This window comes from Nonomuraea sp. NPDC049646 (assembly GCF_044465525.1).
In the GTDB taxonomy this organism is placed as follows: Bacteria; Actinomycetota; Actinomycetes; order Streptosporangiales; family Streptosporangiaceae; genus Nonomuraea.
In genome coordinates, this window is the sequence record NZ_JBITLU010000002.1 from 237,085 (window position 1) to 251,613 (window position 14,529).

13 protein-coding genes and 1 pseudogene are annotated in these 14,529 nt (G+C 72.3%); 10 read left to right on the forward strand and 4 right to left on the reverse strand.

Annotation, left to right across the window (positions count from 1 at the left end):
- Nucleotide 1: 1 nt before the first annotated feature.
- Together ACIBQ8_RS05890 and ACIBQ8_RS05895 are read right to left on the reverse strand one after the other, a co-directional pair.
- Entirely contained in the window at nt 2-748 is a 747-nt protein-coding gene (locus tag ACIBQ8_RS05890) for an ABC transporter ATP-binding protein (protein WP_397191274.1), read from the reverse strand.
- Nucleotides 749-803: 55 nt separating this feature from the next.
- Nucleotides 804-2,132, reverse strand: coding sequence for a S41 family peptidase (locus ACIBQ8_RS05895; RefSeq protein ID WP_397191275.1), 1,329 nt, complete (start codon nt 2,130-2,132; stop codon nt 804-806).
- Between the two features lie 87 nt (nt 2,133-2,219).
- Here ACIBQ8_RS05895 and ACIBQ8_RS05900 point away from each other — a divergent pair, with 87 nt between their 5' ends.
- The 7 genes and pseudogenes from ACIBQ8_RS05900 to ACIBQ8_RS05930 all read left to right on the forward strand — a co-directional run.
- Entirely contained in the window at nt 2,220-2,873 is a 654-nt protein-coding gene (locus tag ACIBQ8_RS05900) for a response regulator transcription factor (RefSeq protein ID WP_397191276.1), read from the forward strand.
- Nucleotides 2,870-3,964 carry an ATP-binding protein gene (locus ACIBQ8_RS05905; protein ID WP_397191277.1) on the forward strand — a complete coding sequence of 365 codons (1,095 nt, stop codon included), beginning with the start codon at nt 2,870-2,872 and terminating at the stop codon, nt 3,962-3,964. Before ACIBQ8_RS05900 ends, ACIBQ8_RS05905 begins: the two co-directional genes overlap by 4 nt.
- Nucleotides 3,965-4,716: 752 nt before the next feature.
- The gene (locus tag ACIBQ8_RS05910; protein WP_397191278.1) at nt 4,717-5,952 is read left to right on the forward strand and encodes a hypothetical protein; all 1,236 of its coding nucleotides are present in this window, start codon (nt 4,717-4,719) and stop codon (nt 5,950-5,952) included.
- Nucleotides 5,953-6,051: 99 nt separating this feature from the next.
- Nucleotides 6,052-6,444 carry a hypothetical protein gene (locus tag ACIBQ8_RS05915; RefSeq protein WP_397191279.1) on the forward strand — a complete coding sequence of 131 codons (393 nt, stop codon included), beginning with the start codon at nt 6,052-6,054 and terminating at the stop codon, nt 6,442-6,444.
- 145 nt (nt 6,445-6,589) lie between these two features.
- Nucleotides 6,590-6,736, forward strand: a complete 147-nt coding sequence (locus ACIBQ8_RS05920; RefSeq protein WP_397177769.1) for a hypothetical protein — start codon at nt 6,590-6,592, stop codon at nt 6,734-6,736.
- Between the two features lie 284 nt (nt 6,737-7,020).
- Complete coding sequence (locus tag ACIBQ8_RS05925; protein ID WP_397177770.1) at nt 7,021-8,343, forward strand: serine hydrolase domain-containing protein; 1,323 nt, start codon at nt 7,021-7,023, stop codon at nt 8,341-8,343.
- Between the two features lie 491 nt (nt 8,344-8,834).
- Nucleotides 8,835-9,281 (forward strand): annotated as a pseudogene (locus ACIBQ8_RS05930) (LuxR C-terminal-related transcriptional regulator); the annotation flags it as partial.
- Between the two features lie 126 nt (nt 9,282-9,407).
- Here the strand turns inward: ACIBQ8_RS05930 and ACIBQ8_RS05935 are convergent.
- Nucleotides 9,408-10,553, reverse strand: a complete 1,146-nt coding sequence (locus tag ACIBQ8_RS05935; RefSeq protein ID WP_397177771.1) for an epoxide hydrolase family protein — start codon at nt 10,551-10,553, stop codon at nt 9,408-9,410.
- 52 nt (nt 10,554-10,605) lie between these two features.
- Between ACIBQ8_RS05935 and ACIBQ8_RS05940 the strand changes: the two genes are divergently transcribed.
- Nucleotides 10,606-11,571: a helix-turn-helix transcriptional regulator gene (locus ACIBQ8_RS05940; RefSeq protein WP_397177772.1), complete on the forward strand. Its 966-nt coding sequence runs from the start codon at nt 10,606-10,608 to the stop codon at nt 11,569-11,571.
- 6 nt (nt 11,572-11,577) lie between these two features.
- Here the strand turns inward: ACIBQ8_RS05940 and ACIBQ8_RS05945 are convergent, their stop codons facing one another.
- Nucleotides 11,578-12,387: a prolyl oligopeptidase family serine peptidase gene (locus ACIBQ8_RS05945; RefSeq protein ID WP_397191280.1), complete on the reverse strand. Its 810-nt coding sequence runs from the start codon at nt 12,385-12,387 to the stop codon at nt 11,578-11,580.
- 138 nt (nt 12,388-12,525) lie between these two features.
- On the opposite strand from ACIBQ8_RS05945, the gene trpB reads away from it, so the two are divergent.
- Together trpB and trpA are read left to right on the forward strand one after the other, a co-directional pair.
- Nucleotides 12,526-13,728: a tryptophan synthase subunit beta gene (gene trpB, locus ACIBQ8_RS05950; RefSeq protein ID WP_397191281.1), complete on the forward strand. Its 1,203-nt coding sequence runs from the start codon at nt 12,526-12,528 to the stop codon at nt 13,726-13,728.
- Entirely contained in the window at nt 13,725-14,522 is a 798-nt protein-coding gene (gene trpA, locus ACIBQ8_RS05955; protein ID WP_397177775.1) for a tryptophan synthase subunit alpha, read from the forward strand. Before trpB ends, trpA begins: the two co-directional genes overlap by 4 nt.
- Nucleotides 14,523-14,529 lie beyond the last annotated feature (7 nt).

Here is a 14,529-nt window from a genome sequence, read left to right on the forward strand (position 1 = left end):
GTCAGTCCTCCGCCCCGGTGAGCGCGCCGAGCTGCCCGGTGGCGCCGCCGGTCGACCTGGTCTCGTCCACGAGCGCGCCGTCGCGCATCGAGAACGTCCGGTCCGCGGTGGCCGCGATCCGCGCGTCGTGGGTGACGATGACCAGCGTCTGCCCGGACTCGCGCAGGTCGTGGAAGAGCTGGAGGACGTCCGAGGTGGCGGCGCTGTCCAGGTTTCCGGTCGGTTCGTCGGCGAGGACGACCAACGGCTCGTTGCTCAGCGCCCGGGCGACCGCGACCCGCTGCCGCTGGCCGCCGGAGAGCGCGGAGGGCAGGAACCGCGCCCGGCCGGCGAGCCCGAGCTGATCCAGTAGCTCCTCCGCGCGCCGCCGTGCGAGCCGCGGCGAGCGTCCGGCCAGCAGCGCCGCCAGCTCGACGTTCTCCACGGCGGTGAGCTCCTCCATCAGGTGGAAGGACTGGAAGACGTAGCTGACGTCGGTCCGGCGCATCCTGGCCAGGGCCTTCTCGCTGATGTTGTCGATGCGCCGGTCGTTCAGCCGCACCTCGCCGGCCGAGGGCCGATCCAGCCCGCCGAGCAGGTGCAGCAGTGTGGACTTTCCGCAGCCGCTCGGTCCCGTGATCGCCACCGTCTCTCCTGCGCCTACGTCGAGGTCGACGCCGTTGACGGCGCGTACCAGTCCGTCCCCTTTGCCGTGCTCCTTCCGCAGCCCGCGGGCGCTCAGTACGGGCGTGCCGACAGCAATGCTCACGATCCACTCCTTCGATAGATCCAGCGGATCTGGCCAGGCCGCTGCGGCGAGGGCGTCAAAGAAGCGCCAGCGCCCTGACCACACCCGGGTCGCGCCCGGTGGCCAGGTCGAGCGCGGTCATGGGGGCGTAGTGGTCGACCGGCACACCGATCGTGTCGATGGTTTCGCGGGCGGGGCCGAGGTGCCTGACCTTGGGCAGCAGCAGCAGGCTGCCGTCATTGAGCAGGTAGCTTCCGGCGGGGCCGGAGACGGCACCCGCGGTGCGGGTCCCGATGAGGGTGCCCAGTCTGTTGTCCTTGACGGCCGCGCTGAAGTCCTCGCAGGCCGAGGCGCATCCCCGGTCGGTGAGAACGAGCAGGCGCGAGCCGAGCAGCGTGACGGTGTCGTCGGTCCGGTTGGGCAGGCAGTCGCCCTTGAGCGGGCAGAAGTAGCTGGTGACCTTGCCGTGTGCGAACGCGCCGAGCAGCCGCGTCACCTCGCGGGGCGACCCGCCGCCGTTGCCGCGCAGGTCGAGCACCACCGCCTTCGGTCTGCCCTTCAGCGCGGCGATGACCTGGTCGGCGGCGCCTTCGAAGAATCCGGGCAGCCGGACGTGGACGGCGCCGCCGGGAAGCGTCCTCGATGTCACCGCCGGAGGCTGCCTCGTGATGGGCCCCTCCTTGAGCTCGACGGTGCGGGTCCGTCCCGTCGTGGGGCGCTTGAGCGTGAGCTTCACCGGATTGGTGGCGAAGGCCGCGACGATGCTCTGGTTCACGGTGTTCCCGACGAACGCGGGCACGCCGTTGGCCTTGACGATGATGTCTCCGGGCTTGATGCCGGTCCTGGCGGCGGGGCTGCCGGGCAGGACGCTGGTGATGAACAACGGCGGCTTGGCCGCCGGGTCGAGTTGCCGGCCCTGCCGGGCTGATATGCCCACGATGCCCGTTCCGGTGGGCCCGCCTTCCGGCTCGGGAGCCGGCCTGACCGCGCGGGCGTGGTTGTCGTGCAGTCCGGCGACCATCGCGGTGATCGCGGCGCGCAGCGCGGAGACGTCACCGGCGCCGAGGACTCCGGCGAAGGCGGCCCAGTCGACGTCTCGGTTGCCGGTCAGCTCGGGCAGGCGGAGGTCGGCCCGATCGGCGTCGCGGCGCATCAGGTCCTGGGTGTAGGCGGCGAAGGCGCTCTTCAGCAATGCCTTCGGATCCATGGCCGGACCGCTGTAGTAGTTGTCCAGCACGCAGAAGTACGCCTGCCGGAGCGTGTTCACCGAGGTCGGCGGCGCCGATTCCGGAGGTGGCGCGGTGGCGGCGGTGCAGCGCTCGTCCGAGGTGGTGGCGGGCGAGGACGCGGGTGCGGACATGGAGCAGGCCGCGGCCAGGACGGCCGTGCAGAGGGCTCTGATCATGGCCGCCAGCGTGACCTCGAGCGGGTTACACGGCAGTGAACGGATCCGTTAACGCCATTGAAACCCCGGTTCGAGTAGGAATGTCGGGTGCGGATTCTGGTGGCCGAAGACGAACGCGACCTGGCCGATCTCGTGGCGGTGGGGTTGCGCCGCCATGCCATGGCCGTCGACGTGGTGTACGACGGGGCCGCCGCGGTGGAGCGGCTGGCGGTGCACGACTACGACGTTCTCGTCCTGGACCGGGACCTGCCTGAGATCCACGGCGACCTCGTGTGCGGTGAGCTGGTGGCGCGCGGGAGCCGCACCCGGATCCTGATGCTGACGGCGGCGGCGTCGGTGCCGGAGCGAGTCGCGGGTCTCGGCATGGGGGCCGATGACTACCTGCCCAAACCTTTCGACTACACCGAGCTGGTCGCACGCGTGCAGGCGCTGGGGCGGCGCAGCCAGTCGCAGGTCCCACCGGTGCTGACGCGGCACGGGATCGTGCTCGACAGGCACCGGCTGCAGGCCTCGCGGGACGGGCGGCACCTGCACCTGTCACTCAAGGAGTTCGCCGTCCTGGAGGTGCTGATGAGGGCGGACGGCGCGGTCGTGAGCTCCGAACGGGTGCTCGAAGAGGCCTGGGACGAGAACGCCGATCCGTTCACCACGGTGGTGCGGGTCCTGGTCAGCCGCCTGCGGGCCAAGCTGGGGGACCCGCCGTGCATCCGGACCGTCCCCGGCGCGGGATACCTGCTGTGACGACGATCCGGGTCCGGCTCACGCTGATCTACTCCGGACTGTTCCTGCTCACCTCGGTTGTGCTGCTGGTCACGGTCAACCTCCTGCTGCGCCGGACGCTGGACGCGCGGATCGGCCGGCTGTCCGGCGCAGCGGCGGCGCCGCCGCGGGGCGTGCCGAACGAACGGCTGCCGCAACTGCCGGAACTGGTGAACAACGTGATCGGCTACCAGTGGCAGGTGACCGCGCTGACGGTCGGGGCCCTGACACTGGTCTCGTTGGCCGTCGGGTGGTTGCTCGCCGGACGGATCCTGCGGCCCGTCCACCGGATCACCGCCACCGCGCAGCGGCTGTCCCTGTCGACCCTGCACGAACGGATCGCGCTCGCCGGGCCGAAGGACGAGCTGAAGGAACTGGCCGACACCTTCGACGCGATGCTCGACCGGCTCGAACGCTCCGTCGAGGGGCAGCGGCGGTTCATCGCGAACGCCTCCCACGAGTTGCGGACTCCGCTGGCCGTCCAGCGGGCGGCGATCGAGATCGGGCTCCCCGAGGACGTCGGCGAGATCCGCGGCACGCTCCTGCGCCACAACCGTCGCGCGGAGCACCTCATCGACGCCCTGCTGGTCCTGGCCCAGGCGGAACACGGCCTGGACGACAGGAGTCCGGTGGCCATGGACCAGGTGGTCCGGCGCGTCCTGGCGGAGAGAGACGCGGACGGCGTGCGGGTGACGGGGCTGGCGGAGCCGTTCGTCGTCGATGGGGACGCTGTCCTGCTGAACCGGCTCGTCACCAACCTTCTCGACAACGCGGTCCGCTACAACCATCCCGGCGGGATCGTTGAGGTAACGCTCTCCCGCGGAGTTCTGACGGTTCGAAACACCGGCCCGCGCGTGCCCCGGGAACGCCTCGGCGATCTCTTCACGCCCTTCCGGCGGCTCCACACGACCTCTGGGCAGGGCGCCGGGCTCGGGTTGTCGATCGTCGCAGCGATCGCGAAGGCCCACGGGGCCGAGGTGCGGGCGAGCCCCAACCCGGATGGTGGGCTGGAGCTCGTCGTGGTCTTCGCCCGATCGGAAGACGCATCCCCCGCAGGAGGGACAGCGGAGTGATGCATGTGACAGAGAGTTAATCTTCTGTCACATCGGCGGCCGACGGATCACCTCCGCCCGGGCTCGGCGCCGCCGCCGCGCAGTGGACTCGGCTGACGCCTTTCAGGAAGCGGATCCGTGTCCAACGTGGTGTTCCCCTGCGGCCTTTCATGCATGACGGTCATGGTCGCAGTCGAGCGTTTCCTCGACTCCCTCGTTGCGGCCACCACCCGCGCTGGCTAAGCCGAGCCCCTTCTCCGCGCTGACCTCGTTCACCGCCCGAGCCCAGCACCAGGACCTGCCGTAGGAGCGGCACGGCGCCGTACACCGTGAGGTCCGCTGGACGCCGCCGTGCTGCCCGTCCCCGCGGGGCCATGCGGTGCGCGGGCCGTACGAACTGGTCACGGTCCTATGGGGGAGCGCGCGGGAACGCGGAGCTGGGGCTGCGCCCGGCACGGTGACGGACGTGTCGGCATGGTGGCGGATACGGACGAATTGTCGGTGCGGAAAGGCATGCTGACGAGCGGTGGAGACGGCAGGGGCGACACGCCGGAGAGGTTGCATGTCCGTCCGGTGGGCCGGAGGCGGCGTGGCCGGGTCTGTACCCAGTGGCGGGCGTCCCGCCGTTCCCGCGGGCAGGGCGCTGACCTGCGGTGGCGAGGTCTTGCCGCTTACGGATGTCGCCGCCACGGTGACGCCGTCCCGATCTTCCATGCGCGTGGTCAATTTCTGGATTTGAATTTCCAGAAATTAGAAAATGCTAGGGTGTCGCCGTGACTGCGGAGGTCGGCGTGGTGACGCCTTGCAAGCATTGTGGAGCTCCCGTCGAGCAGCGGCCGGGGCGCGGGCGGCCGAAGTCGTACTGTCCGGAGAAGGGATGCCAGGCGGCGGCCAAGCGGGAGCGCGAGCTGCGGCGGGCCACCCCCGGCCTGGAAGGCGCGCTGGCCAGGGCCGAGCAGTTGTACGACCGGATGGAGACCGGGCTTCTCGCGGCCATCGAGCCGCTGGCCAAGGCCCTGTCCGACGAGCTGAGCCCGGCCGGGGTCGAGGCCAAGCTGAGCGCTGTCCAGGCTGAGGCGCACACGCGCGTGGCGATCGCCCGCACCGAACGTGAGCAGGCCTTCGAGCAGGTACGCCTGGCCCGCGAGGCCACCGAGCACGCGCGTCGGCAGACCGCCGAGATGCGAGCCCGGCTGGAGGAGGCCGAGAACGAGCGCGAGACGGCGTTGCAGGACGCCGAACGCGCCCGCGAGCAGGCCCTGGCCGCGTTGCGCGAGGCGGCCAGCACCGAACGGCAGGCGTTGCAGACCGCCGAGAAGGCGATCCGGCGGGCCGAGCAGGCCGAACGGCGGGTGAAGGAGGCCTCGCGTCAGGCGGAGCTGACCGAGCAGACCCGGGATCAGGTCGTCCAGGAGCTGGCCGAGCAGGCGGAGGCGGCCGACGAACGGGCCGAGGAGGCGCGGGCGCAGGCCGTACAGGCCGGGCTGGAGGCGGACCGGGCGCGGGAGGAGAGAGATCGCGCCCGGGAGGAGGCGGCGGCGGCCGGGCGCGCGCGCGAGCTGGCCGAGCGGGCGGTGATCGCGGCCACGGCCAGGGAAGAGGCGGCCGCGCAGGAGCGGGAACGCGCCGTTGAGCGTGCCGAACGTGCCGAACGCGCGGCCGCCGAGGCTGAGCGGGACCGGGCGGTCGCGCAGCGGGAGGCCGCCCAGGCCGCGACCGAGGTGGGTGACCTGGCCCGGAAGCTGGCGGCGGCCGAGGATGACGCCGCCGCGGCGCTGGCCAAGGAGCGCAGACAGCACGCCCGGGAGAAGGCGCGGGCGACGGCGGCGGTCAAGGAACGCGACCAACTGCTGGGGGAGTTGCGGCTGGAGCGCATGCGGCTGGCGGACGTCCGCGCCGAACTGGACGCGGCACGCGCCGAGGCCGCCCTCCTACGGGAACGAGCAGTCGCCGCCGAACTCACCCAACGAGCCCCCGCCCCCGAACCACAGACGACACCGGCCGACTGACCGGCGAACAACACTGAGCGACCCGGTGGGCAGTACTGACCGCAGACCACCCGAACCGGCACCCAGCTCGCCGAACGCGGCGCCAAGTTGCACACCATCATGAAGGTCCTTGGCCACTCCTCGGTCTCCATGGCACTGGTCTGTGTCCAGGTCGGCGACCGCGAAGTGCTGCGTGACTACAAGTCCGTCCTCGAACCCGGCGCCATCGTCGCCGGCCCCGCCGCCGACGAGCTGAAGTCCGGGACACTGCCCGCCGAGGCCGTTGACTGGCTGAAGAGCAACTTCCTCAAGACCGAACTCGAGCTCGGACACTGCCTGCGCCTGCCTGCCGAAGGCCCCTGCGGGTGCGACCTCCGCGGCTGGACCCGCGAAGTCGAACGGCACACCGCCGTCGCCCGCCGGCTCACCGGCCTGCTCACCGGCCTCGGCGAGACCACCGATCCGGGTGATGACAACTCTTCAGGAAGGTCGTCGTGCATGTCGACGGACTGAGCGAGCCGCGTACATCCGTCGATCGCCCCCAGCCTGGCAGGCGGGCGCCGAAGTGATGGCGATCGGTCGGCACGAGAGGATGTCTTCGACCCCTTTTGCCGTGAGGGCTCCTGACTCGCCAGTGATCTCCTTGTATGGTCACGACATGACCTCGCAGGCGCGCCGCGGTCAGCTCAGCGATCTCCTCGCCGTGGTGGGCAGCGAAGGCGATCAGGTCGCCACGGTATGCGCGCCGGGCGTGCGCGGAGGCGCCGGCGTTGGCCAGGTCGGTGAGGAAGTGGGGCGCCGTTGAGAACCGCGCCACCAGCCCCGAACGAGCGAGAATATGCAGGTCAATGGCTTACAGGTGAGAGCTGCGGCGGCCCTGGCGAGTCGACGCTTCTCCGGAGGACACCCCGCCCGGCCTGAGAAGATGCTGCCGCTTGGGGTTGGTGGCGCGGTTCTTGACGGCACCCCAGGATGCATGACCGGAGACGGCGGGCCAGCGGTGGCGTCCCTGACTCCTGGACGAACAGCGCGACGGAAATGGTGCGGGCGGACGAAGCCCACCGCTCTCGCTGTCGGCAGGATGAACGGATGGCTGACCTCAACCATCTGCAGAGCCTGCTCGACAGCAAGGTGAAATCCCTCCATGTCCCCGGTGCCGCCGTCGGCGTGCTTTTCGATGGCGCGGCCCACGTCCTCACCACCGGCGTCACCAGCGTCGACGCGCCGGCCCCCGTGACGGGCGACACGCTGTTCCAGATCGGGTCGACCACCAAGACGATCACGGCGACAGCGATCATGCACCTCGTCGAGCGCGGTCGGCTCGACCTGGACGGGCGCGTGCGCCAGTATCTGCCCGGCTTCCAGCTCGCCGACGAGCGGGCCGCCGACGAGCTGACCATCCGGCACCTGCTCACCCACACCGGCGGATTCCTCGGCGATATCGACGACGGCGAGAGCTGGGACACCGGCGCGCTGGCCGCCTCGATCGGCACCTACGACCAGCTGCCCCAGCTCTTCCCGCCCGACGCGCTCGCCTCCTACAACAACGCCGGGTTCAGGCTGCTCGGCAGGGTCATCGAGGTCGTGTGCGGCGAGCCGTACGAGAGCGCGGTCAGTCGGATCGTGCTCGAACCCCTGGGCATGAGCTCCAGCTTCTTCTTCCCCTGGGAGGCCGCGACGCGGTCGCACGCCGTCGGGCACACCGTAGGAGAGGACGGCCCGCAGGTCGCGCACACGTGGGGGCTGTTCCGCGAAGGCATGCCCGAGGGCGGGCTGGTGTCGTCGGTGCGCGACCAGCTCCGCTACGCCGCCTTCCACCTGGGTGCGAGCGGCGAGGAGCCGGTCGGAGCCGCCACCAGGGAGCTGATGCAGGCGGAGCACGTCCGGGTCGGCGTGCCGTGGACCGGCATCGGGCTGCCGTGGCTGCTGGATGAGCAGGCGGGCGTGCGACTGGTCACGCACGGCGGCAACATCGGCAACCTGCAGCTGTCCACGTTCGTGCTGGTGCCCGAGCGCGGCTTCGCCGTCACCACGCTCACCAACTCCGCGCCCGGCAAGGTGCTGGGCAAGCTGGTGACCGACTGGTGCCTGGAGCATCTGCTCGACGCCAAGCCGCAGGCCGTACGGCTGGCGCTGCGCGAACCCGCGCCGGAGTACGCGGGCAGCTACGACGCGGGGCAGTGGACCTTCGAGGTCGACGAGGGTCTGACGGCGCGATTCGTGCTGCGACCCGAGCTGGTGGCCGCGGGTGTGGAGGGCATGCCCGACATGCCGCTCGCGCTGGTCGAGGGCTGTGACGACGTGACGATCGCCGCCGATCCGCAGCGTGCCGTCGGCCGCTTCCTGCGAGACGACGCGGGTGAGGTCGCGTTCCTGCACCTGGGCGGTAGGGCGGCCAGGCGGATCCGCTGAATCGGCCTGCCGTCAACGAAGCTGCTACCGGGCACATCCGATCGCATCGAGCCTGGTCAGCAGCTCCCCGCTGCGGAGCGGATGACCCGGCGGAACGGGGGCCCTATCCGGTATCGCCGCGCCCACCACCTGACCTGGCCCAGGACTCCCGAAGCTAGGGGGCCGACCGGACAGAACCTGGCTTTTGTCTGGTCAGCCGCCTAAGCGACCCGTTTCCGCCGTATTCCGGTGTCACCCCTTAAGGGGTCCCAGCCACGGCGTGAATTGATCTATGACTGGCGATATGTGAGTGTCGGAAATAGAAGGTTTGACGACACTCTCTGATTGGGCCCTGCGGGCCCTCTCGGAAGCCGGACATCGAGCGACGAACCGTGACGTCAGGCGACCGGTTTCGCGCCGAAATTGACGACAGGGTTTCCCGACAGGTGGATCGAGCTCCACCCCGTCCCGAGGAGAGCCCGGTGCAGATCGTCTAGTCCCGCGTCTCCACCACGGCCCAGTCCCTGCTGCGGCAGCGCCACATCCTCACCGAGGCCGGCCTCCTCGTGCGCACCGAAGGCGTCGCCGAGGGATTCCGGCCCGCCGACGGCGTCCTGCTCTTCGAGGACCCCGCCACCACCTCGAAGATCCCCGCCTTGGAGCGGCCCGCGTTCGGCAGGATCGCCGCCAAGGCGCACCCCGGCGACATCCTGACCGTCTCGGAGCTGTTCCGGCTCTGCCGCGGCCTGCTCGACATCCACGCCGTCCGCAACTGGTGCCAAGCCCGCGGCGTCGCCCTGCGCGTCCTGTCCGGGCCGCTGTCGAACGCCGAGATCGGCCGGGAGCTCAGGCTGTCGGAGGCGACGGTGAAGGCGCACGTCAGCCGGGTGCTGAGCAAGCTGGCCCTGGCCAACCGGGTGCAGGCGGCCATCTTGGTGCACGACGCCGACCTGGGCTGACGACCGCCCGCGCACCCCGCCGCCGGGCGGCCCCCGTACCGGCCGGGGAAAGCAACGCCAGGAGAGCCGGCGCCGGGGGAGCCAGCGCCCGAGAGGCCAGCGCCCGAGAAGTCAGCGCCCGAGGTGTCAGCGCAGGGGCCGGAAGAAGGTCCTGACGTCCTCGACGAGCAGGTCAGGGGCCTCCATGGCGGCGAAGTGGCCGCCACGGTCGAACTCCGACCAGTGCACGACGTTGTGCTCGCGCTCGGCGATCCGGCGCACCCCGGCGTCCCCGGGGAAGACGGCGACGCCGTGCGGCAGCCCGGAGTACTCGGCCGCCGCGCCCCACCCCTTCTGCCCCTCCTTGTAGAGGCGGGCGGAGGAGGCGGCGGTCCCGGTAAACCAGTACACGCTGACGTCGGTGAGCAGCTGGTCGAGGTCCACCGCGTCCTCGGGCAGCTCGCGGGCGGGGTCGGTCCACTCCTTGAACTTCTCCACGATCCACGCCAGTTGCCCGGCGGGGGAGTCGTGCAGCCCGAACGCGAGGGTCTGCGGCCGGGTCGCCTGGATGATCGCGTAACCGGCCCGGTCCTGGTCCTGGTACTGGCCGAGGCGGGCGAGCTCGGCGGGGGTGAGCTCCCGCAGCTCGGCCGGGTCGCCGCTGGGGAACCCGAGCGCGCCGTTGACGTGCACGCCGACGACGTTCCGCGGCGCGGCGCGGCCGAGCATCGGCGAGATCACCGAGCCGCTGTCGCCGCCCTGCGCGCCGTAGCGGTGGTAGCCGAGGCGGTCCATCAGCTCGGCCCAGGCCCGCGCGACCCGCTCCAGGTCCCAGCCGGGCTCGGTGGTGGGGCCGGAGAAGCCGAAGCCGGGGATCGAGGGGGCGACGACGTGGAAGGCGTCGGCCGGGTCGCCGCCGTGCGCGGCCGGGTCGGTGAGCGGGCCGATGACGTCCATGAACTCGGCGACCGAGCCGGGCCAGCCGTGCGTGACGATCAGCGGCAGCGCTCCGGGCTCGGGCGAGCGGACGTGCAGGAAGTGCACGTTCTGCCCGTCGATGAGGGTGGTGAACTGCTCGAAGGCGTTCAGCCGCCGCTCGGCGGCCCGCCAGTCGAACGAGGTGCGCCAGTACTCGGCCAGCTTCTTCGCATGGCTCACCGGGACGCCGTAGGACCAGCCGACGCCGGGCAGCTCGTCCGGCCAGCGGGTCGCCGCCAGCCGGGCGCGCAGGTCGTCCAGCGCGGCCTGCGGGATGTCGATGCGGAACGGGTGGATGCGCGGGTCGTCGTTCATGTCCATGACGGTAGGCGAGGGTTAGGACAGATTCGGTCCTAGGATGGACGGCATGCTGGAGACGTCGGCGCGATTGCTGCGCCTGTTGTCGCTGTTGCAGACCCCCAGGGAGTGGTCGGGCGCAGAGCTGGCCGAACGGCTCGGCGTCTCGCCCCGCACGGTCCGCCGCGACGTCGACCGGCTGCGCGAGCTGGGCTACGTCGTGGACGCCACGCCGGGCACGGCCGGATACCGGCTCGGAGCCGGGGCGGGGCTCCCGCCGCTGCTGCTCGACGACGAGGAGGCGGTCGCGGTCGCCATCGGGCTCGGCACCGCGGCGGTCTCCGGCGTGACCGGCATCCAGGAGACCTCCGTCCGGGCGCTGGCCAAGCTCGAACAGGTGCTGCCGGCCCGGCTCCGGCACCGCGTCGGCGACCTGCGTTCGGTCACGGTCCCGCTGGCGGGGGCGGCGGAGGCGGTGGACCCGGCCGCGCTCACGGCGATCGCCGCGGCGGTCCGCCGGCGGGAGAGCCTGCGGTTCGACTACCGCTCCCACGACGGCGTCGGGGATCGCCGTACGGCGGAGCCGTACCGGCTGGTCAACTCGGGGCGCCGCTGGTACCTGGTGGCCTGGGACACCGGCCGGGCGGACTGGCGCACGTTCCGCGTCGACCGGCTGCGGCTGCACACCCCGAACGGCCCGCGCTTCACGCCCCGGGAGCCGCCCGCGGCCGACCTCGTGCGTTACGTCTCCGAGCGGATCTCCGTCGATCCCTACCGCTACCGGGGGCGGTTCACGGTGCGGGCTCCGGCGGACGTCGTCGCCGCCCGGATGCCGCCGACCATGGCGGTGGTCGAGCCGGCCGGCGACGGCTCCTGCGTCCTGTCCGCCGGGTCGCACTCGCTGGACGAGCTGGCGATGTGGGTCGCGCAGCTCGGCGTGCCGTTCGAGGTGCACGAGCCGCCCGAGCTCGTCCGGCACGTCCGCGCCCTCGCCGCCCGTCTCCTCGAAGCCACCCCCGACGCCGATCCGGCCTGACCGCGGCTACGGCTGCCCGTCGGGCTGCGCGAGCCAGGCCACGCACCGGCGCGTCAGTTCCGGGTCGCGGGCCGCGTCCAGGTGGCCCAGGCCCGGGTGCACGGTCACCCTGATCCGGCCGGCGTGCCGCGGGTAGACGTGCTCGACCGTCTCGCGGAACCGCAAGGCGCCCTGGGGCGGCACGTGGCTGTCGTCGGCGCCGCACTCGAAGGCGATGGCCGGTCCGTGGGCGTACGCGCCGATGTTGGTGAGCGGGTTCAGCCGGTCGAACCACCACTGGGCATGGCGGCCCGCGTGCCCCTGCGGCAGGAGGCGGGCCGGGTCGTCCAGCGCGCACATGCCCGGACGCGTCCAGTCGGCGGTGGCCGCGACGGCCGCCGCCCTGCGTACCCGGTGGTCCAGCCCGGCCAGCGCCACCGCGCAGTCGCCGCCCATCGACACCCCGCCCGCGACCGCGCCGGGTCCCGCGCCGAGCTCCGCGGCCGCCCAGTCCAGGACCCGTACGCACTCCACCGTCGTACGGCCCAGCAGCGGCCACATCTGCTGGCGGAAGTCGCCGAGGACGCGCTCGGTCAGCCGCGCGGCGCCCTCGTCACCGCGCCGGCCGTGCCGCCAGGGGTCGAGGCTGACGGCGATCATGCCCCGTCCGGCCAGCTCGCGCATGGCGGGCAGGCAGGCCCGCGTGCTGCCGCCCAGGTGCGGGAGCCACAACGCCATGGTGGCTCCGGCGGAGCCGGCGGCCGGCTCGATCCATGCCACGGGAACGTCGTCCACCCACGCGTGACGGACGTCCTCGCTCTCCTGCTCTGTGGTCATCGCGATCTCCTCGGCTCGGAAGTGCCAGATTCCCTTTCCGGCGCGACGTAGTCGGGGCCGGGGTGGCGCGGCCGGCGTCGCCGTGCCACACTCACTGTTATAGAACTCTTGTCAGAGTTATAGAACGAGGTGAGCAGGATGCGAGAAACGACGGCACTGCGGGAGCCCGTCCCGGCGGCCGGGCCGATGGGCGTGCCGGGAGCCCGCGGCCGGTTCGGCGAGTACGGCGGCCGGTACGCGCCGGAGTCCCTGGTGGAGGCGTGCCGCGAGGTGGACGAGGCGTTCCGGCAGGCGTGGGCGGACCCGGGCTTCCGCGGCGAGCTGGCCGAACTGCTCGCGCTGCACGCCGGGCGGCCGACCCCGCTGACCCCGGCCCGCCGGCTGTCGCAGGAGCTGGGCGTGCGGCTCCTCCTCAAACGCGAGGATCTCACCCACACCGGCTCCCACAAGATCAACAACGTGCTGGGCCAGGCGCTGCTCGCCAGGCGGATGGGACGGCGCAGGCTGATCGCCGAGACGGGCGCGGGCCAGCACGGCGTGGCCACCGCGACCGCCGCCGCGCTGCTCGGGCTGGAGGCCACCGTCTTCATGGGCGAGCGCGACATCGAGCGGCAGGGCCTGAACGTCTTCCGCATGCGCATGCTGGGCGCCGAGGTGGTCCCGGTCACCACGGGCAGCCGTACGCTCAAGGACGCCACCAGCGAGGCCATGCGGCACTGGGTCGGCGTCACCGGCGACACCCACTACTGCGTCGGCTCGGTCGTCGGGCCGGACCCCTACCCGTGGATGGTCAGGGAGCTCCAGCGGGTCATCGGCGACGAGGCGCGCGCCCAGTTCGCGGCCGCCCAGCCGACCGGCGTGCCGGACCACGTCGTCGCGTGCGTCGGCGGCGGCTCCAACGCGGCCGGCACGTTCGCCGGATTCGCCGGCACCACGGCGCGCTTCGTCGGCGTCGAGGCGAAGGGCGGCGCGGGGGCGACCCGCGGCCGGCTCGGCGTCCTGCACGGCTGCCGCTCGCTGTTCCTCCAGGACGACGACGGCCAGATCGTCGAGGCCCACTCCGTCGCCGCCGGGCTCGACTACCCCGGCGTCGGCCCCGAGCACGCCCACCTGCGCGAACTGGGCCGGGCCCGGTACGTCACCGTGACCGACGAGGAGGCCGTCGCCGCGGCGCTGCGGCTGGCGCGCACCGAGGGCATCGTCCCGGCGCTGGAATCGGCGCACGCCCTGGCCTGGGTGATCCGCGCGGCCGGCGGCGAGCTGCCCGCCGGATCGACCGTTCTGATGACGCTGTCCGGCCGGGGCGACAAGGACGTCTCCACCCTGAAGGAGCTGCTGTGACCGACATCCTGACCACCGGCGCGGTCGAGCGCCACCTGCGGGCCCGCCGGGACACCGGCCGCGCCCTGCTCATGCCATACGTCACCGGCGGCATCACGCCCGGCTGGACGCGCTACCTGCGGGCGTTCGCCGCGGCCGGCGCGGACGCCGTCGAGGTCGGCCTGCCCTTCTCCGACCCCACGCTGGACGGCGTCACCGTCCAGCAGGCGAGCCAGGCGGCGCTGGCCCGGGGGGCGAGCACCCGCCGCATCCTCGCCGACCTGGCCGACGTGCGGGACGTGGGCGTGCCGCTGGTCGTCAGCACCTACTACAACCTCGTGCTGCACGACGGGCCCGAGGCGTTCTGCGCGGCGCTCCGGCGGGCCGGCGTCGACGGCCTGATCGTGCCCGACCTGCCGGTGCACGAGGCGGACGAGCTGGCCGACGTGGCCGCCGCCGCCGGGATCGACCTGACCCTGCTGGCCTCACCGGCGACGCCGGAGCCGAGGCTGGCCGAGATCGCCCGCCGCAGCCGCGGATTCGTCTACGCGGTGTCGCTGATGGGCACCACCGGCGAGCGGGACACCCTGGCCGCCTCGGCGGCGGAGCTCACCGCGCGGCTCAGACGCGCCACCGACCGGCCGATCTTGCTAGGATTTGGCATTTCCACGCCTGACCAGGCGCGGGAGGCCGGCCGGCACGCCGACGGAGTGGTGGTCGGCGCCGCGGTCATGCGGCGGGTGCTCGACGGCGCCGGGCCGGACGACCTGCGGGCCTTCGTCGCGACCCTGCGAAAGGCCCTCGACCAGGAGTGACGCACCA

Excerpts from the sequence above, each read along its gene's own strand:
- ACIBQ8_RS05895 (WP_397191275.1), bottom strand. The coding sequence starts at position 2,132 with ATGATCAGAGCCCTCTGCACGGCCGTCCTGGCCGCGGCCTGCTCCATG.
- ACIBQ8_RS05915 (WP_397191279.1), top strand. The coding sequence starts at position 6,052 with ATGAAGGTCCTTGGCCACTCCTCGGTCTCCATGGCACTGGTCTGTGTC.
- ACIBQ8_RS05920 (WP_397177769.1), top strand. The coding sequence starts at position 6,590 with ATGACCTCGCAGGCGCGCCGCGGTCAGCTCAGCGATCTCCTCGCCGTG.
- ACIBQ8_RS05925 (WP_397177770.1), top strand. The coding sequence starts at position 7,021 with ATGGCTGACCTCAACCATCTGCAGAGCCTGCTCGACAGCAAGGTGAAA.
- ACIBQ8_RS05935 (WP_397177771.1), bottom strand. The coding sequence starts at position 10,553 with ATGAACGACGACCCGCGCATCCACCCGTTCCGCATCGACATCCCGCAG.
- ACIBQ8_RS05940 (WP_397177772.1), top strand. The coding sequence starts at position 10,606 with ATGCTGGAGACGTCGGCGCGATTGCTGCGCCTGTTGTCGCTGTTGCAG.
- ACIBQ8_RS05945 (WP_397191280.1), bottom strand. The coding sequence starts at position 12,387 with ATGACCACAGAGCAGGAGAGCGAGGACGTCCGTCACGCGTGGGTGGAC.
- trpB (WP_397191281.1), top strand. The coding sequence starts at position 12,526 with ATGCGAGAAACGACGGCACTGCGGGAGCCCGTCCCGGCGGCCGGGCCG.